21 protein-coding genes and 1 pseudogene are annotated in these 18200 nt (G+C 48.3%); 5 read left to right on the forward strand and 17 right to left on the reverse strand.

What is annotated here, in order from left to right; translation table 11 throughout:
* Positions 1–78 precede the first annotated feature (78 nt).
* On the forward strand, positions 79–1155 hold the full coding sequence (locus ABJ225_RS05445; protein WP_347318899.1) for a DUF2515 family protein: 1077 nt from the start codon (positions 79–81) through the stop codon (positions 1153–1155).
* A gap of 68 nt (positions 1156–1223) precedes the next feature.
* On the opposite strand, the gene ABJ225_RS05450 is transcribed toward ABJ225_RS05445, so the two are convergent.
* Positions 1224–1403 (reverse strand): YozD family protein, encoded by a 180-nt coding sequence (locus ABJ225_RS05450; protein WP_053426821.1) that lies wholly within the window; start codon positions 1401–1403, stop codon positions 1224–1226.
* A 142-nt stretch (positions 1404–1545) separates the two neighbouring features.
* Between ABJ225_RS05450 and ABJ225_RS05455 the strand changes: the two genes are divergently transcribed.
* Complete coding sequence (locus tag ABJ225_RS05455; protein WP_156450634.1) at positions 1546–1707, forward strand: hypothetical protein; 162 nt, start codon at positions 1546–1548, stop codon at positions 1705–1707.
* Here the strand turns inward: ABJ225_RS05455 and ABJ225_RS05460 are convergent.
* The 9 genes from ABJ225_RS05460 to ABJ225_RS05500 form a co-directional block, all read right to left on the reverse strand.
* A complete protein-coding gene (locus ABJ225_RS05460) occupies positions 1702–2343 on the reverse strand; it encodes a hypothetical protein (RefSeq protein WP_056535973.1) in 642 nt (213 codons plus the stop codon). The genes ABJ225_RS05455 and ABJ225_RS05460 overlap by 6 nt on opposite strands.
* Before the next feature lie 181 nt (positions 2344–2524).
* Complete coding sequence (locus ABJ225_RS05465) at positions 2525–2749, reverse strand: YozE family protein (RefSeq protein WP_056535970.1); 225 nt, start codon at positions 2747–2749, stop codon at positions 2525–2527.
* 85 nt (positions 2750–2834) lie between these two features.
* Positions 2835–3119, reverse strand: a complete 285-nt coding sequence (locus ABJ225_RS05470) for a YokU family protein (RefSeq protein WP_318341347.1) — start codon at positions 3117–3119, stop codon at positions 2835–2837.
* Positions 3116–4531 carry a lysine 2,3-aminomutase gene (kamA, locus tag ABJ225_RS05475; protein ID WP_056535965.1) on the reverse strand — a complete coding sequence of 472 codons (1416 nt, stop codon included), beginning with the start codon at positions 4529–4531 and terminating at the stop codon, positions 3116–3118. Before kamA ends, ABJ225_RS05470 begins: the two co-directional genes overlap by 4 nt.
* Positions 4532–4561: 30 nt before the next feature.
* The gene (gene ablB, locus ABJ225_RS05480) at positions 4562–5407 is read right to left on the reverse strand and encodes a putative beta-lysine N-acetyltransferase (protein ID WP_347318903.1); all 846 of its coding nucleotides are present in this window, start codon (positions 5405–5407) and stop codon (positions 4562–4564) included.
* 168 nt (positions 5408–5575) lie between these two features.
* Positions 5576–6874, reverse strand: coding sequence for a peptidase (locus ABJ225_RS05485; RefSeq protein ID WP_218246042.1), 1299 nt, complete (start codon positions 6872–6874; stop codon positions 5576–5578).
* On the reverse strand, positions 6852–7517 hold the full coding sequence (locus ABJ225_RS05490; RefSeq protein WP_056535956.1) for a 3-oxoacid CoA-transferase subunit B: 666 nt from the start codon (positions 7515–7517) through the stop codon (positions 6852–6854). Before ABJ225_RS05490 ends, ABJ225_RS05485 begins: the two co-directional genes overlap by 23 nt.
* Positions 7496–8194, reverse strand: coding sequence for a 3-oxoacid CoA-transferase subunit A (locus ABJ225_RS05495; RefSeq protein WP_056535953.1), 699 nt, complete (start codon positions 8192–8194; stop codon positions 7496–7498). Before ABJ225_RS05495 ends, ABJ225_RS05490 begins: the two co-directional genes overlap by 22 nt.
* Positions 8195–8199: 5 nt before the next feature.
* Positions 8200–9507 carry an aspartate aminotransferase family protein gene (locus ABJ225_RS05500; protein ID WP_218246043.1) on the reverse strand — a complete coding sequence of 436 codons (1308 nt, stop codon included), beginning with the start codon at positions 9505–9507 and terminating at the stop codon, positions 8200–8202.
* 354 nt (positions 9508–9861) lie between these two features.
* Here ABJ225_RS05500 and ABJ225_RS05505 point away from each other — a divergent pair, with 354 nt between their 5' ends.
* Complete coding sequence (locus ABJ225_RS05505; RefSeq protein WP_347318909.1) at positions 9862–11628, forward strand: methyl-accepting chemotaxis protein; 1767 nt, start codon at positions 9862–9864, stop codon at positions 11626–11628.
* A gap of 164 nt (positions 11629–11792) precedes the next feature.
* Here ABJ225_RS05505 and ABJ225_RS05510 read toward each other — a convergent pair.
* The 5 genes and pseudogenes from ABJ225_RS05510 to rsgA all read right to left on the reverse strand — a co-directional run.
* Positions 11793–11882, reverse strand: a pseudogene (locus ABJ225_RS05510) (YjcZ family sporulation protein); the annotation flags it as partial.
* Positions 11883–12071: 189 nt separating this feature from the next.
* Positions 12072–12572 carry a PTS sugar transporter subunit IIA gene (locus ABJ225_RS05515; RefSeq protein ID WP_079516247.1) on the reverse strand — a complete coding sequence of 167 codons (501 nt, stop codon included), beginning with the start codon at positions 12570–12572 and terminating at the stop codon, positions 12072–12074.
* Between the two features lie 70 nt (positions 12573–12642).
* Positions 12643–13068 carry a peptide-methionine (R)-S-oxide reductase MsrB gene (gene msrB / locus ABJ225_RS05520; protein WP_079516248.1) on the reverse strand — a complete coding sequence of 142 codons (426 nt, stop codon included), beginning with the start codon at positions 13066–13068 and terminating at the stop codon, positions 12643–12645.
* Complete coding sequence (msrA, locus tag ABJ225_RS05525; protein WP_056535938.1) at positions 13065–13607, reverse strand: peptide-methionine (S)-S-oxide reductase MsrA; 543 nt, start codon at positions 13605–13607, stop codon at positions 13065–13067. The genes msrB and msrA overlap by 4 nt, the downstream gene beginning before the upstream one ends.
* 268 nt (positions 13608–13875) lie before the next feature.
* Positions 13876–14916, reverse strand: a complete 1041-nt coding sequence (gene rsgA / locus ABJ225_RS05530) for a ribosome small subunit-dependent GTPase A (protein WP_347318911.1) — start codon at positions 14914–14916, stop codon at positions 13876–13878.
* A 294-nt stretch (positions 14917–15210) separates the two neighbouring features.
* On the opposite strand from rsgA, the gene ABJ225_RS05535 reads away from it, so the two are divergent.
* Positions 15211–15951 (forward strand): DUF4397 domain-containing protein, encoded by a 741-nt coding sequence (locus tag ABJ225_RS05535; RefSeq protein WP_056535932.1) that lies wholly within the window; start codon positions 15211–15213, stop codon positions 15949–15951.
* Between the two features lie 35 nt (positions 15952–15986).
* On the opposite strand, the gene ABJ225_RS05540 is transcribed toward ABJ225_RS05535, so the two are convergent.
* Positions 15987–16580 (reverse strand): YpmS family protein, encoded by a 594-nt coding sequence (locus ABJ225_RS05540; protein WP_056535929.1) that lies wholly within the window; start codon positions 16578–16580, stop codon positions 15987–15989.
* 14 nt (positions 16581–16594) lie between these two features.
* A complete protein-coding gene (locus ABJ225_RS05545; protein ID WP_056535926.1) occupies positions 16595–17404 on the reverse strand; it encodes an SGNH/GDSL hydrolase family protein in 810 nt (269 codons plus the stop codon).
* A gap of 298 nt (positions 17405–17702) precedes the next feature.
* On the opposite strand from ABJ225_RS05545, the gene ABJ225_RS05550 reads away from it, so the two are divergent.
* Complete coding sequence (locus ABJ225_RS05550) at positions 17703–18161, forward strand: PCYCGC motif-containing (lipo)protein (protein WP_347319313.1); 459 nt, start codon at positions 17703–17705, stop codon at positions 18159–18161.
* Positions 18162–18200 lie beyond the last annotated feature (39 nt).

Consider the following 18200-nt stretch of genomic DNA (forward strand, 5'->3'; position numbering starts at 1 on the left):
CATTGCCAAGCATCGGGTATAATGCCCTGTAAAGTTAAATAGCTTAAGAGTACGTGGTTCAAGAAAGGAGCGGGAGTCATGTCACGCAAAATGGCCCGCGGAACTGTCATCAACGGGTCCCTTCCCCTGCTGCCAGTCCAGGAAGCGGAAGCCATCCTTCAGCCCTGGGAAGATGATCAACCCATATTATTCTTTTCCGATGAGCGTGAGAGGCTTCAACATATGAAAGGGCAGACAACCAATGGAAACCGGGACAATTTGACGCGTACGTCGAGGTATTTGAACTTCTACAGGAAACACCCGGAAATCCATTGGGCATTCCTTGCCCACATGGTTTCACGGAACGCGGGTTATTATATGACCGATCTTCGGGGAAGCCTTCTATCAAATGTCTTGCCAAAGGGGGTCCAGGAAAATTTCTTTTCATTTCTTGAAACGTGCAATGCGGCGATCTTCGAAGATGCCTATCCTCAGCTGATGCTTTATGAGGAGTGGAAGGAAAAGGGTTCATTTAACTGGGGCCTCCTGTCAAAACTCCAAGTGTCGTCCTTCATGAAGCCATTTTGGAAGGCTTTCTTCAAATCTGGAGATAGCAATCTTCTCACAACGGCACTGATCATCAATGAACAGATGCTCATCGAAAATCGGATTGTTTCACAATGGATGGAACAAAAGGAACTGACCAGGTGGTTATTTACCCTTCAGGATTCCCTTGGATTCACGTCGATCCTTTTTCCTTACGGGGAAGCCCCTTCCCTTTCTCTGGCTGGAGATACGATTTATGGATTTGACGATGTCCATGCGAGGATTGTAGCAGGTAAGAAGCTATACCGGATCTTATTCCACCCCCACATCCATCAATCGTCCCTGCGATTTGCCCTTAAAAGGCGCCATACCGCTTCCCGGCAGGATTATTGGCCCCGTGTGTATTCGAATGATCCTACAAGCATCCGTACGTTGTACAGCCCCCGTCTAGTGGATGTTTGGCCGGATGCCACCCGCTTGCCCTATCCATCTCGCGAATGGTATAAAGGTGATCCGTCCGAGATCAAAGAGCATCTTCTGTCCATTCCCCCTCCAGGTAGCTTCACATTGACAAAACGTTGGAAGAGGGCTGTATCAGGTTTGATAAAATCTGCCTCGAAGAAACGTTGATACTGGAATGGCATGCACAGCAAAAAGAGGGTGCCCTCCAAAGGGCTCCCTCTCCTAATGATTAACCTCTATTCTATTTCTTCTTCCCATTCCTCATCGATGATGGACTTGGCAATCAAATACTCGAAAGTGATATCAGCGAGTTCTTCGATTTCGGCTTCAGAAGGGACAAAGCCTCTTTCGATCAACTCTTTCATAAAGAAATCCGCAATTTCCTCCGTATCGATAAAGACTTCGATTTCTCGCATAAGATCGCCCCCTTTGATTCTCAATTTATGAGCCGTCCTCCCATGTTATGACTGTAAAAAAGATTTCATAACATGGGAGGGACGGGCATACACTCTACTATTCAATCACGAACCGGACTGGTTCATAGAGGAGTGGAGTCAATTGTTGAATAAAGCGCTCAAGGTAATGGAAAGAAATGCAGATGAAGTGGAAACGACGATCCTGAAGGGAATGCAGTGGGTCCTCCGCTTCATCTTGATCTCATTCATGATTCTCAGTGTTCCCATGTTCCTCTATCTCATGTGGATGATTCCTTCTTTATGATTCGTGGCTCGAATGGGACTTTAGCTGTTCAAGGACATGATCCATCTTGCTTTTATACACAGGATCGTTAAATAACTCATAGAGAAGCTTGTAATCATTATAGTGATCCAAGAGTTGATCGATCCAGTTCGGCTTCTGACCCATCGGGGAAGGGAGCTTTTTCATTTTCATCCCCTTTTTGGCCGGGAAGACGAACCCATATTTCTTGATGAAGGCCTCTGCCTGGCCTTCGTCCGCCACGAGGGTGATTTCGTTCTCATCCGCCTCCAGCCATTCGCCATCCGTCACCCTCATGAGCTCATAGATGACGTCTTCCCATGCATCATCTTTATAGCGCCAGATTTCAGTGCGAAACCCTACAATCTTGAAGAGGTCTTCGTCATATCCCTTCACGACCACCAGATCGCCGAAAAGGAATTTGTATTCGATGTCGATTTGCTCCTGCTCGAAAATATATCCATCATACGATTCAAGGAGTTCGAGTGCCGATTCCTTGAACAGTCCTTCACTCTCATTTACTTCGTAGAGGAATTCCCCGTCGATTTTCTTAATATCGGTTATCTTCCCGACAGTCCCATATATGGTCACAACCACCGTTTCACCGACCCTGAACCTGGGATCTTTTCGCTTTTTCATTCTCCCCTCACCCTAATCGACTTTTTTATATGATATGCAGGGACCCTTGTATCGGTAAATAAGATTTACGTTTCAACAACAGATCGTAGAGTTGGAGAAAGGCCGGGAAATGACGTCAGTCCCCGGCCTTTTGGCTATCGGCAGCGCATTTGCGCTTATGAAAATGTGCGGGTGCCTGCCCTCAGTCTTTTTCATCCTGCAGATACAACTCCCACGCACGGTCGAAGATGACCATGCTCTCGAGGTAATGACCGTTAAATTCCAAATAGGAACTGATTTCGTCATATTCTCCGGAGTGTTTCGGAAAAGCATGATCATCGTAGGCAGCATTGGCAAATGCTGTGAGATCATCCTTTGCAGATGGCTGTCTATGTTTCATCAGGTAGTGGTAAAATGATTTTCTCACTGGCCGTCACCTATCCTTCAATTCGTTTCCTAAAAGGATAGCCGATGATATTCCGTTCGTAAAGAGAAAGGCTCCGGACCAGGTGCTAAAACCGGAAGTAATTCTTTTTCAAGAATTTTGGCATCTGCAGCAACTCATTAAAACCTACAGCTTTTGGTATCGCCTTGGTGTCCATGAGCATGAGCTGATCTTCGATGTCCATGATCACCTCTTCATCTTGATATTCCATGCCGCATGACCCGCAGAGGATCCCGGGAACATCATGGATTTCGATTGATCTTGTACCGTCCGGAAGCTCCCAATAGACGGTCGTCACAGAATCTGTCACGCCACTGCCGCACCATTCACACGTCTTTCCTTCTGTGGTCATTTTTCATTCCCCTCCTTAGGGGACGATTGATTTTCCATCTTGGACAGCATCGCTTGGTGCTTCTTCTCCTTCAATTGGTCCCGTTTGTCCCTGAAGTTCTTCAGGGAATGATGATCAGGGTTCTCTTCATACGCCTTTCTCCGTTCAAGCCGCTTCAGACCCGACGGTGTCAAGGACGCATGGGTATCGTGCATGAGTCCAGCAATGCCGATGGTAGGCTCCTTCAGTTCCTCATCATGATAGATCCCCTTAAAGTACTCATCTGCCCTTCCAGCCACGTAGCCTTCCGGTTCTGGATAGGTGGAAATGACCCCTTCAAAGTTCCTCACCACGACTTTCGATGCGCTCTGTGAGATCAGGTAGTTCGGTTGAAGGGAGATCTTCCCTCCTCCACCCGGTGCATCCAGAACGAAGGTAGGCACCGCATATCCCGACGTATGCCCCCTTAGTCCCTCGATGATCTCCAACCCTTTGGAAACAGGCGCCCGGAAATGACCGATTCCCTCGGACAGGTCACACTGATAGATGTAGTATGGGCGCACCCTGATCTTCACCAGATCATGCATGAGCTTCTTCATGATCGGCACGCTGTCATTGATGCCTGCAAGTATGACTGCCTGATTGCCGACAGGCACCCCAGCATCTGCGAGCATCTCGCACGCTTTCTTCGATTCCTCTGTGATCTCAATCGACGTATTGAAGTGGGTATTCAGCCATATTGGATGATACTTTTTCAAGATGGAACATAGATTCTCTGTAATCCGCTGAGGGAATACCACAGGCGCTCGCGTACCGATCCGGATGATCTCGACATGGGGGATCTCCCTGAGATTCTTCAGGATGTATTCAAGGATCTGATCATTGATGAGAAGGCCATCACCTCCGGATAGCAACACATCCCGCACGGCAGGCGTATTCCTGATATAGTCGATTGCCGCATCAAGTTGCTTTTTGGGTACCCCCATTCCGATCTGTCCCGAAAATCTCCTTCTCGTGCAGTAACGACAATACATGGAACATTGATTGGTCACGAGGAATAGTACACGATCCGGATAGCGGTGGGTGAGTCCCGGCACAGGAGAATCTTCATCCTCATGAAGGGGGTCCTCCAGGTCGTATCTTGTTTTATTGATTTCCTGTCCGATCGGTACCGATTGCATGCGGATCGGACAGCGTGGATCATCCTCATTCATGAGCCACGCGTAATAAGGAGTGATATTCAGCGGGATCGTTTTCGTGGAAATCTTGACTCCCTCTTCTTCTTCAGGGGTCAGATTGACCACCTTTTTCAGATCATCAAGGGTCCTGATCGTATTGGTCAGCTGCCAAAGCCAGTTATCCCATTGCTCATCCGTGACATCTTTCCATAAGTCAATTTCCTTCCAATGCCTTTTAGGGGAATACAGATTCATTTTCAAATAAAACACCCGCTTTGCTTAATATTAAACCTGAACGCCATCACGGCTCAGGTCTTTTTCCCAAATGTTCATATCTTCCATTTTATCGAAGATGATGCAGTTATTCGCCAGTCGCCCCATATACCGATAGCCGAGTTGCCAAAATGCCGCATTCATACCCGGTGAAAGAGACCTGGCAATCGTATAGGAGCAGAAAACCTTTCTATCCACGAGCTCTCGTTCAAGGCGGAGCAGAAGATGCTTCATGTGTCCGCCCTTTCTGTGCAAGGGGCTGGTGGCGCAGTCCGTCAACTCTGCATTGCAAAGTGTAAAGTTTACTTCCGCGGACGCCGCACTGATGATCGTCCCGTTTTCTTCGATGCACACAAAGATTGTCCCATTTTCCATCGAGTGCCGGATATAGGAAGGATCATGGAGAGGAACGGGATACACCTCGAATACGGCACGGTATAAGTCAGCAAGCTGTTCTGCGTGGCTCTCCCCGCAAACCTTGATCTCCGGTTCCGGTGATACCGCCCCCCCTTTCTTTTTCATGATCGCCTGGAGAATGTCATCTTCCTTTTTCCAGTACAAACTGTTACGCCTTTCATCCGTGAGGAATTTACTCATCCAGATGGCTTCACTTCCGTTGAAATAAGCAGACAGCCTTCCTTCCCTCACGTACCCCTGTTCCGTCAAGGAATCACACTGAACCTTCTTCGCTTTAACAATGATTTTTTCATACGCACCCGCTCTGCACTCCTCCTCCACATGCCGGACGACCTGATCGACACTGCCGTTGATTTCATCGATCCGCAGGCGGCGATTCGGGAGATCTTTATAAATGGATGCCTTTCCATGTGTCAGGGTGATGGTTTCATATGTTTGCATAGCAGCCTCCCCTTTTTACCAACATATGAATGCTCTAAGAGGGTTATGAAGTCTTCTTATAAGACCTTTACCCAAAATTAGACAGGTCAAGATTATTTTTACTGTATATTTTGAATTTTTTGTCTTTTTATTCCGTCAGTGAGAAATAACGTTTACAATAACTTACCATCATACGGGTTGGTTGCACCATTCAACGATGAATCCCGCCAGGATCTCTGCCGACTTGAATAGATGCTCAAGCTCGATGGACTCATCGGCGTCATGGGCGAGTTCCGTAGTCCCGGGTCCAAATACAGCAACCGGTATCCCGGCCCCTTTGGACAGAATCCCACCGTCGGTCCCCCATGGGGAAGCTTCAATGATCGGTCGGGCCGCGCACACTTTTTGGAACTCCTCTGAGAGCGTTTTGATCAATGAATGACCGGGTTCGATACTTCCCGGCTGCCACCTGCCACCGAACCATTCAATTTCCACGGGGTACTGATCGAACCACCCATCGATCTTCTTCAAATCTCCAAGGGCTTCGATCATTTCTCCCTCAACCGATTCCATATCCTCCCATGGACCGACGCCGATCCTCCCTTCAATGATGGCTACATCGGGAACACTTGACGGCCATTCACCGCTGGAAATCTTACCGATATTAATAGGTAGTGGAATGGGGATGTTTTCATATAGCGGGTCGTCCACACGGTCGTTACGATCCCTTTCCAGTTCATGAAGTCTTTGGATGACGGTGACCGCATTGTCGATTGCGCTCACCCCTTCATACCTCGTGCCGCCATGGGCGGACTTCCCCTTCACCTTCAGTCTGAACCACATAGACCCCTGCTGTTTCGGAAAAATCTTCATATTCGTTGGTTCCGGGATGATGGCCCCATCGGCTACATACCCCCTCTGGAGGGCGGCAAGTGTCCCAGCACCACCGCTTTCTTCTTCGATGACGCTCTGAAAGATCACCGATCCCTTCAATGGAACCCCGAGACTTTGGACCGCTTCAATGGCCAGTAGAAGGGAAGCGGTACCCCCTTTCATGTCGGTGGATCCACGGCCATATAAGCGGCCATTCTTCACCTTTCCGCTATAGGGATCGTCACTCCAATCCTTTCTGTCTCCAGCGGGGACGACGTCGATATGACCATTTAATATCAGGCTTTTGCCTCCCCCAGTCCCCTTCAGGACCCCTACGACATTGGGGTTGCCAGTAAACTGTTCACGGTCGCATCGAAAGAAGGGATGGGATCCCACTTCAGTTCGATCAATCTCCCAAATATCAAGGTCCATTCCGAGCTTCCGGCATTTTTCAATGATCACTGCCTGTGCTCCCGCTTCATTTCCTCTAATGCTGTCCTCCTGGACCAGGCGCTGAAGAAACGCAATGGTTTCTTTCCTTCGTTCCGCTATTGCCTGTGCAATCAGATGTTTCTTCACGGTCTTTCCCCCCTTAACCTTCCACGAACAACACATGCGGATCTACGGAAAACTCTGCTTCTGTCGATGAGCGGATGTCTTCGATAGAAAATGGCTTGAAGATTTCCTTCAGTACCATCTCTCCGTTCTCGAATCGGAATACCGCCTGATCTGTGATGATCATGGATACGCATTCCTTGGCTGTCAACGGAAGCGTACATTCCCTCAGGATCTTGGGACCTCCGAACTTATCCGTGTGGGTCATGACGACAATAACCCTTCGGGCGCATGCCGCGAGCTCCGTCGCTCCGCCCATCCCCGGGACCTTCTTCCCCGGGATGATCCAATTCGCCAGGTCTCCCTTCCCGCTCACCTGCAAGGAGCCGAGGATCGTCAAATCGATGAGTCCCCTCCGGATCATGGCAAATGCCACCGCACTGTCTGTGAATGCCCCGCCCTTCACCAGTGTGACAGGGTAGCCCCCGGCATTGCAGAGGGTAGGATCTTCCCTTCCTTTACCCGGTACTCCCCCGATTCCGATGATCCCGTTCTCCGATTGAAAGAGGACTGGAAATCCCCCCGGAAGAAAATCAGGAACCAGACTCGGGATCCCGATTCCAAGATTGACAACCGTATTCTCTTCCACTTCCTGAGCAGCCCTCCTTGCCAGGCGCTCTTTTAGACCGTTTCCCACACCCATCTCCAATCAACTCCTTCCGATGGTACAATGTAGTCCACAAATACTCCTGACGTCACGATTTCTTCAGGATCCAATTCCCCAAAGGGAACTATCTCCTCCGCCTCCACAATAGTGATATCAGAAGCCATGGCCACAACGGGGTTCGTGTTCCTGGCACTCTTGTCAAAGATAAGGTTACCGAATGTGTCTGCCGCTTTTGCCATGACAATCCCCACTTCCGCCGTCAGAGCCGTTTCAATCAGATAGTTCTCCCCATTGAGGAGAACGGTCTGCTTTCCTTGATTCAGGTAGGGGTCGTCAGAACCGATTGAAGTGATGATCGCCTGAATCCCCACCCCACCTGCCCGGATGCGTTCGGCCAGGATTCCCTGAGGCGAGAACTCTACTTCAAGCCGGCCATCACTCATCATGGTCCCCGCGATGGGGTTCGAACCGATATGGGAAGCAATCACCTTCTTCACACGCTGTGCGGCCACCAGCTGTCCGATGCCGATATGGGGAAAACCCGTATCGTTACCGATGATCGTCAGGTCTTTCACTCCCCATGTCAGTAAATGCTTCACAATGGTCGGAGGGGTCCCGATTCCCCCGAATCCCCCAAACATCATGTGCATTCCGTCCCTGAAGACCGGTTTGATCTCTTCAATACTACATAGCTTGCTTTTGTGAGCACCCATCCTTCCTACTCCTTCCATTCTGCCGCTGCATCCCTCAAAGCCGCTTTCAGCCGCAAACAGATTTCCTCCAAGTCCCGCTTTGAACTGTTCAGGGGTGGGGCAATCATAATGGCAGACCCACTCCTTCCGTCGATCCCCGCTGCAGCAGGATACAGAAGGATCCCGTTTTGGATTCCCTTCTTCACAATCAGGGAAGTGAATGGGCTTCCCGCTCCTTCCACCATTTCTAGACCGATGAGCAGCCCTTTCCCACGGACCTCCTCGATAAAGGGGAATTCTCCCTTGAGCTTTTCAAGGAGATTCCGCATATACGTTCCTTTTGATTGGACTTGTGAAATGATGTCCTCTTTGTCGATCAATTTCAGTACTGCAAGGGCTGCTGCGGCCGATAAGGGATTACCGCTGAATGTATGCCCGCTCATGACGACCTTCGACCCGCTCAGAACGGGATTCATGACCCGGTCAGAGACGAGTGTAGCCGCAATGGGGGAGTATCCAGCGCTCAACCCCTTTCCGATTGTCACGATATCCGCTTCCACCCCGGACTGTTCGAGCGTCAAAAATGTACCCGTCCTCCCGCAACCGGTCATGACTTCATCGGAAATGTAGAGAATGTCGTGGTGATCACAGATTTCCCGGATCCTTTTCTCGTATCCCTTCGGAGGAACAATTGCCCCTCCTGCAGCACCGATGACGGGCTCGGCAACAAAGGCGGCAATTTGATCTGCTCCTATGCGGCGGATCATGGTATCGAGTTGGTCTGCACAGAATAAACCGCAAGATGGATATTCTTTGCCAAATGGACAACGAAGGCAGTACGGAGGCTCCACTGTTGGCCAATCCCCCAGATGACCATCAAAACGTTCACGCCTGACAGGGTGACCGGATGCAGAGAGTGCACCCATCGTGATGCCGTGATAGCTCAGCCATCTTGATAGAATACGAGTCTTCGAGGATCTCCCCTGCTCCTGCCAATGCTGAATCGCAATCTTGATTGCCGTCTCTACTGCTTCCGATCCGCTGTTGACAAAGAAACTCCAGGCATAACCCGTCTTTTCATATAAGAATGCAGCCAGTTCCTCAGCCGGCTGATTGCTGAACTGCGAGCGATAGACGAATGCCACCTTATTGCCCTGCTGCACGATCGACTGCAGGATATCCTCCATCCCGTGACCCAGATTGGCGGTAACGGCCCCTGAACACGCATCAATATATTCTTGTCCACTATCATCATACAAATAGATCCCTTTTCCATAATCGATCGTCGGATAATATTCACCGATAAGCGGCTTGATCAAATGTGAACGAAGCATAGCGTCCCTCCTGAACGGATAATAATCTCTCTTTGTTCGATCTGGTTGGAGGCGATACATCAACCATCGATCCGGAAAATCCACGATTATTCAGCAGGATTCCAGCGGACACCATGTGTTGATAAGAAAAATCCTTCTCCACTATATTTATGTGGAAATCCTGGAATCTTTCGTCTTCCTTGAAAAAACTTTGATTCCATCCGTTTATCAGAAACAGGATAATAGTCCCGAAAAATTTTACCTTTTTCGACAATTTGATGGATTGACCACTAGATTAATCCTATGTATACAGTTAAAATAATGGTAAGTTCAACCTGTCATACTACTTTTTTCTTATATAAGGAGGGGGAAACGGTGAAGAAAAAAATAAAACACCGGGAAAAAAAGAAAGATAAAGAGAAAAAGGGAAAGAAAAACCCTTACTTTCGATCCATTCGTGGAAAAGTCGTCCTATCATTCAGCGTACTTGCCATCATCATATGGGTCCTTGCGTATACATCCTATCTGAACACAACAAAACTTGAAGCCGAAATGGACAAATTGATTGAATCGGACATGGCCATAGACGCCACATCGAAGGATCTGTCGCGATTGCTCAATGAAATCGAGATCGGTGAACAAGGCTATGTGATCACAGGGGCGAGCGGTTTCCTTGCTCCATATGATAATGGAAAAAAACAAGTGAATGAGAATTTGGCAGAATTAAAGAAGCTCCTTAAAGAGAATCCTGATCAAATGAGCAAGCTCGAAAAAATCGACAAGCAGTACTCATTCTGGATCCAATTCGTCGACCGGGTCATTGATAAGAGGGAAACAGCCGGCTTCAAAGAGGCTGCAGCCCTTGTGGAAACCGGAACCGGTAAGAAATACATAGACGGGATCCGTTCTTATGTGGATATGATCACCGAGACACAGGAGAAGGATCTAGAAAAGCGGATGGATTCCCTCAATACCTTGGTGATGAACTCCAAGATCATCACGGGGAGCCTATCCATGCTAGCCATCATCCTGATTGTGATCTTCAGCATATGGCTGTCGAGGACCATCCTGAAGAATACACGTAAAATCAGTACATCCATACTCGAAATCGCCGATGCCGGCGGAGACTTGACAAAACGCATCCATGTCAAGAGCCGTGATGAGCTCGGTGGTCTCGCAGAGGATACGAATAAGCTGATTGCCGGCATATCCGTCCTTGTCCGCCAGGTGGCTGAAATGGCGGAAAATGTATCAGCAAGCTCACAAGAACTGCTTGCTTCTGCAGAGGAAACCTCTCACACGATTTCATCCATTGCCGAAACATCAAGTGAAATCGCGGCAGGCAGCGAAGACACCACGACTCGCATGTCTGCTTCATTACATAAGATGAACAGCCTTGAAGAAGCTTCCCGCTTCCTGTTCCAGCAGGCGGAGCAAGTGAAATCCACCGCAATCGGGATGAAGAACGCTGCAGAAAAAGGCGGAGAATCCGTACGGGAATCCTCTGCCAAGATGCAGGGAATCGAAGAAACAATGGCCCACACGACCCGGACAGTCGAAGCCCTTGGGAAGCGCTCATCTGAAATATCCGCCATCATTGCAACCATCACGGATATTTCAGAACAAACGAATCTTCTAGCACTGAATGCCGCCATTGAAGCCGCCCGTGCAGGGGAGAACGGGCGCGGATTCGCCGTGGTGGCCGATGAAGTGAGGAAACTTGCCGAACAATCAAGGGATGCAGCAAAAGGTGTGACGGGAATCGTCCACAGCATCCAGGAGGAAGTCGATCTTATTATCGATCAGAATGCCGAGGGTGTGAAAGAAGTCATTGCTGGAGTGGAAACAACCAATATGACCAACTCTGCACTCAAGGATATCCTCAAGCACACAGAGAGAACTTCTTCCGTAGTGGAAGAAATGGTGGGCCATATCCATGAAACGCTGAACCTCTCCCAGGAAGTAGCTTCATCATTTGCCGCCGTGAATGAAATCAGTGAGTCTACGGCTGCCAATACCGAAACAACAGCGGCCGCTGCTGAAGAAGGTTCTGCGGCGATGGAACAAGTGACGGCAAGCGCATCAGAGCTCTCAAAGCAGGCAGAAGCACTAAAAGGAATCATCTCGAACTTCAAGATTTAAGAATCCATTACCGATGCCATCCCTTCCAAACCGGAGAAAAGATCCAATACAACGCAAAAACCACGCTTGGACTCCAAGCGTGGTTTTTGCGTTGTATTCATGGCTCCCCATCATAAGAGGGTAATCCCCTACCCAGGATCCCACGGGAGCTTCTGTTTGTTTTATCAATCCCCGCAGTAGCAAACGGCTCCAATAATGATCAATAAAATGAAAAGGACGACAATCAAGGCAAATCCGCCTGAATAGCCACCTGTCGGGTAGCCATAGCCACACCCACCCTGGTAACATGGGTCACAACCGTATCCATAATTCACGTAAACCACTCCTTAAGGTTAAGTGATTGAATCAAATTTCTATACACTGTATGTCAATCACCCACAAAAGGTTTGTGTTTTTCCCCAAAAAGAAAAAAGGACCGGTCATGATTCCCCGGTCCTCTCCGTTCATTTTGAAGAAATCTCCAAGATTTCTCCGCTCCCTGCCTCTACCTTGGTTCCATCCTTTTTCACAAGCTCTCCCATATCGTCTCCGTTTGTCAAAATGATCGGGGTGATGGTGCTCTTGGCCTTTTCTTCTACCAGGCTTACGTCAAACGTAATGAGAGGATCGCCCGCTTGCACCTTGGAACCTTCAGACACATGAGCCTCGAACCCCTCTCCTTTCATAGAGACTGTTTCAAGTCCGATATGGATGAGTAATTCCGCACCGTTCGATGCTTTGATCCCGACTGCGTGCTTTGTTGGGAAAAGCTGCATGATTTCTCCGTCTACCGGGGAAACCACTTTTCCGTTATCGGGAAGGATTGCAATTCCGTCCCCCATCATTTTCTGGGAGAACACTGGATCCGGTACTTCTTCCAATGATTTGATTGTTCCCGATAAAGGAGCAACGACCGAGATTGTTTTTGGGCTTTCTTCTTTTTTACCGAATAATTTCTTAAACATATCATTCACCATCCTACTGTTTATTTACACCTATGTACTCCGCCATAAACCTGGCGGATAGCATGTGGATTCAATCGAAAAGCTTTTTATATTCGCCGTAGCCTTCTTCTTCAAGTTCATCTAATGGGATGAATCTGAGGGCGGCCGAATTGATGCAATAACGGAGCTTGGTTGGACCAGGACCGTCATCGAATACATGCCCGAGATGAGAATCGGCTTCTTTGGAACGGACCTCTGTCCGAACCATGAAATGACTTCTGTCCTGTTTTTCGACGATATCTTCCTTTTGGATCGGCTTTGTGAAGCTGGGCCATCCGCAGCCGGCGTCGTATTTATCCCGTGAACTGAAAAGGGCTTCACCGGACACGACATCCACATAGATCCCATCCGAGAATTGGTCCCAATACTCATTCCTGAAAGGAGGTTCGGTTCCATTGTTTTGTGTCACTTCATATTGTTCTGCTGTAAGTTTATTTTTGAGATTTTCTTTACTCATCCTTCATCCCTCCAATGATGCTGTATGAATCCGGCGCGTCCGGATCCTATGCTGTATTGACGATAGTGTGTGGGATTCTTTTTATAGTAATCCTGGTGATATTCCTCTGCTCGGTAGAACTCGGATGCAGGGAGGATCTTGGTTGCGATGGGCTGACTGAATCGCCCGGATGCAGCAAGTTCTTCTTTTGAAGCCTCCGCAGCCTCCTTTTGGCTGTCATCATGGTAAAAGATGACGGTCTGATACGATTGTCCCCGATCATGGAACTGCCCTCCGGGATCTGTCGGATCGATCTGCTGCCAGTATAGCTCCAACAATTTTTCATATGGGAATACATCGGGATCATATTCGATTTCGACTGCTTCATAGTGCCCGGTTGTCTCAGAGCATACCTGACGGTAAGTCGGATTCTTGACATGACCTCCCGTATAACCTGAAGTAATGCCATAAATACCAGGCTGTTCATCGAATGGTTTGACCATGCACCAGAAACATCCACCGGCGAAGGTCGCCTTTTTTTTCTTCTTTTCACCCGTCATGATCAACACCCTTTTCTATTCGTGATTTCATATTGTAAGTGTACCCCAAATGCACTGAAAAGTTAAACAATCCGCCTTCCGGGACATGGTACAGAATCATTGTCCGTATGATGTGTTCAATCAATTTAAAAATCCCTTTACATACGGGTGTTCACACACCTCGTATTAAAGGGACAAGACCGTTATCATCAGGAAATCGTTCTACCGGCTGTTCTCTTTTCCAACCATTCCTATTCCATCCCAGGGTACAAAGAAAGGGACAACTGCATCAGTTTTTCCGTTTCTTGCTCATGCTCTTCCATTTTTTCCTCTCAAGGGACTCGAGGCGTTTATTCCCGCGCCTTTCCATGTAGGCGATTTCCCTTTGTAGCTTCTCGTAGTGAAGGTATCGCTCCTCACTTAATGCCCCTTCCTCGATAGCGATTCTGATGGCACAGCCCGGTTCACTCCCGTGCGAGCAGTCATTGAACCTGCAGGAGCGTGCAAGCTCCTCCACGTCGTTGAACTGTGTGGACAGACCTTCGCTTCCTTGGAGGATCTGGATTTCCCTCATACCGGGCGTATCGATAAGGGCCGCTCCCGAATCAAGGAGGAAGAGCTCCCGGTGGGTCGTGGTGTGCCTCCCTTTATCATCTGAGTCCCGGACTTCCTTCGTTTTCTGAAGGCTTTCTTGTAGAAGTTCATTTGTAAGGGTGGATTTCCCCACGCCGGAAGAGCCCGTCAAGGCGACGGTCTTACCAGGGGTAAGATACGGATACAGCGCCTCCATCCCTGTACGGTCCAGGGAGCTGATGGCCAGGACGGGCACCCCGACGAGCGCAGCCTCGACTTCAGAGACCCGTTCAGCCACATCGGTACAGACGTCGGCCTTTGTCAGGATCACAACGGGGTTTGCACCACTCTCCCAGCATAGGATGACGTACCGCTCGATTCGCTGAAGATTAAGATCGTCATTCAACGAGCTCAAAATGAAAACCGTATCAATATTCGCGGCAATGATTTGTTCTTCTGCTTCATTCCCTGCCATTTTCCGTGAGAATTTGCTCTTCCTGGGAAGGACACGCTCGATGATGGCTTCATCCTTCCTGATGGCCACCCAGTCACCGACTGCCGGAAGGTCTTCACGGGAAGCTGATAGGAACCTCATCTTTCCTGTCACCTGACAGAGCAACCCTTCTTCCGTGTCCGTCATCACTTTATAGAACCCTTTTTGTTCCGTGACAACCCGTGCCACTTCCAAATGGTCTGCCAGATGAAGGGCATATTCCTGCCTGGCGGTATTAAAAATGATTGATTTATACTGATTCAATGGTAATTCCTCCTAAAATAAAAAATCCGTCCGCGTTCATCACGCAGACGGATTCTCCTTCAGGCAGAATGGTCCCTGTTAACCCCGTTAGAGCACGGAAGCGTAATGAATGCGGTTTTCGTATTGGTATGTGTGGTTGAATGCTCCAGTCGTGAATCCCATATTCATCACCTGCTCTCTTTTGTCGTTATTCCAATTATATCATCAATATTCCGAAGTGCAAGAATATTTTCACCGTTTGGGCGTTCATGCATATTCTATCCTGTCAAGTCCGTACGAAGGAGAGATGTCTTCATGAGCCAGGAACAGTATTTGAATAAAGCCGCGATGTATGATCTTTTATCCTGCTATTACAAATATTCCAATCCGAATATGCATCATCATTATTATCTGAAACACCTTAAATATATGAGGCTTGCCCTCGAGGCCCAGAGAGCCGATCTGACGACGGCTTCCCAACCGAGCTATGTCCGGGTATTCCACGGGGTGCCGGATGCAGGTGAAGTTGATGTATACGTCAACGGACACCGTGTACTGAGGAAACTCGCATTCAAGGATGTCAGTGACTACCTTACCCTGCCGGGAGGCAAGTATCATATTGATGTGTATCCGACAGGTACCAGCACAGAAACGATCATCAGCAAAAAGGTCAAGGTCGACCCGGGCAAAGCATACACGTTGGCAGCAGCAGGAACGACGAAAAAGCTGCAGCTCCTTCCGTATGTGGATGAACCTGGAGTACCGGCGGGAGAAACGAAAGTGAAGTTCATTCACCTTTCACCGGATGCGCCTGCCGTCGACATCGCGGTCAAAGGAAGAGATGTCATCTTCCCGAATGTCTCCTTTAAGCAGGCAACGGAGTACTTGGGATTGACCCCCATGACCGTCGACCTCGAAGTCAGGCCGGCAGGATCCAAGGACGTTGTCCTGGCCATCCCTGACGTCAAGTTTGAGGCGAATCAGGCCTATACAATCATTGCAGCGGGCTTCGCAGGCGGAGAGCCTGCCCTGGAAGCTGTGCTCATCAAGGGATAATTAAAAAAGAAGGCAGCCGGGTCGGCTGCCTTCTTTTAATTTTGCAGGGCACGATCAACGGGAACGAGCAATCGGAAGGAGATACGGTCATCCTTCAAATTGAATTCATTCGCACGCACCTTGATGTCGCTCTTCAGCTCCATATCCTGAAGGGCCACATAGATTTCTTCATCATTTGGTCGAATCTTCACCCACTCGGGGAAATTATAGGAGTCCCTGACGATTTTAAGCACGTAAGAGACTGGTAGCTTAAGTTTACCGAGTGAGATGGATTTTTGCTTAAGTAGGATATCCCCATTCTCAAGGGCTTCCGGTTCGAATGTCAATTTGAAATCAAGATTCGAGGTGAATACGGGTACAGAGCCGATAAGTTCAACATCATCCTTCAGTTGTACTCCGTAATCAACCGGGCCATCCATGCCCTCTTCTTCGATATAATGCTCGATGATCAGGTTCAAGTCCTCTTTATCTGTCTGGATATTGAATCCGACATCATTGTTTTCGTCAGGATTCCCTTTAGGAACCGGGTCGTCCTTGATCGGTGCAGATACCATGATCAGAAGGACGATGATCACTGCCAGTATCAGCCCGGCTAATGCAAAGAACCCCACTTTCCATTTGCTCTTCATGGCGACTCCTCTTCCTATTGATTTTTCTCTTTACTTGTCAACGAAGCTAATGTTTCCCCCTTCGTCATCCTTTTAAACATACGCTCTGCAATGAGCTCATACCCATCGTCATTCGGATGGAAATAATCCTCGAACAGCAATTCGTCACCGGCATCAATGAACAGATCGTCAATCTCGACGAACAGGGAACGATCATAGTCATCCAGCACTTCACGACTTCCTTCATTCCAACTATCAATGATTTCTTCCACCTCTTCAATATCGGAAAACCATGTATTGAAAGGATTATAAAGCCCGACAAGGACGATTCCGGCATCGGGATTGTATTCCCTGATCGTATCGAGGATTTCTTTCAACCTCTCCTGATAGGCAATCTGCTCCTGTTGAAAGACATCAAGCTTGAGCTTGGAAAGATTCTGCTTGAAGATCTTCATGACATCATTGCCACCGATCGTGATCATGACCACATCGGATTTTTCGATGGAAGACTTCACTTCATCGGTTTTGATTTTCTTCAACAATTGATCGGTCCGATTACCCCTGACGCCATAATTATGGAAGTCGGCATCCTTGACGCCATCGGTGGATTCAAGAAGCTTCTCAAGATAAGGTACATACCCCCCGCTGTCGGTACTATCTCCAACCCCCTGGGTCAGGGAATCCCCGACGGAGGTGACATTCAAATTCTTCGGAATGAACGCTTCGGGAGGCTGGTCTTTTTCCCAGTCGGAAACCTGCCTCGAAACATGCTTCGCCGCATCTTCTATGGAACACCCCGACAAGAAAAATACAAAAGCGAGAATGAGAACACTCCATTTTTTCATCATATTCACCTCGCCTTTCCTTTATATATAGTATATCACTCTTCAATCAGACCGAAACATGATCCAGACGTTTTGAAGTTACTAGTGTATCAGATAAAGAGGCTTAAGGGCAATAAGTCCGTGTCACAAGCGGTCGATGAAGGCGGATACAATCCATTAGAGATTTGTGACAAAACGTTCAACATTCTATGACTATTGTATGTATGGCACGATGATAAATGAATGTTACAATTCAATTACATACGATAGTGTAGGAGGTTTTTGAGTGAAGCAACGTCATGTATTTATCTCACTGTTCATGGTGATGACGCTTTTCATTGCCGGATGCTCCGAAGAGGAAAAAACAACAGAGGAGCATGATCACGAAAGTCATGCCGTCATGAATGAGGATATCCAGGAAAAAACGGCGTCCCCCGACATTCTTCCCTCATTCCTTGATGGGAAAGAGGATACCATGAGAACGATCTATGCGGCATCTGCTCAGCACCAGGAACTTCTCGAGTACATACCGTGCTACTGCGGTTGTAGTGATTCTGCCGGACATAAAAGCAATTTTAACTGCTTTGTCCAACAGAAGGATAGTGAGGAGACCATATGGGATGACCACGGGACCCGCTGTGGGGTGTGCCTTGAAATTGCCGCCGAATCCATTGTCGAATATAACAAGGGAAAATCGATCAAGGAAATCCGCAAAGCCATTGATGAGAAATACAATGAGGGATATGCGAAGCCAACCCCGACCCCCATGCCTTCCTGATAACAAAAAAGAGACGAAAGCTCAGGCTTTCGTCTCTTT

The sequence above is a fragment of the Rossellomorea sp. RS05 genome, assembly GCF_039822645.1.
Lineage (GTDB): Bacteria > Bacillota > Bacilli > Bacillales > Bacillaceae_B > Rossellomorea > Rossellomorea marisflavi_B.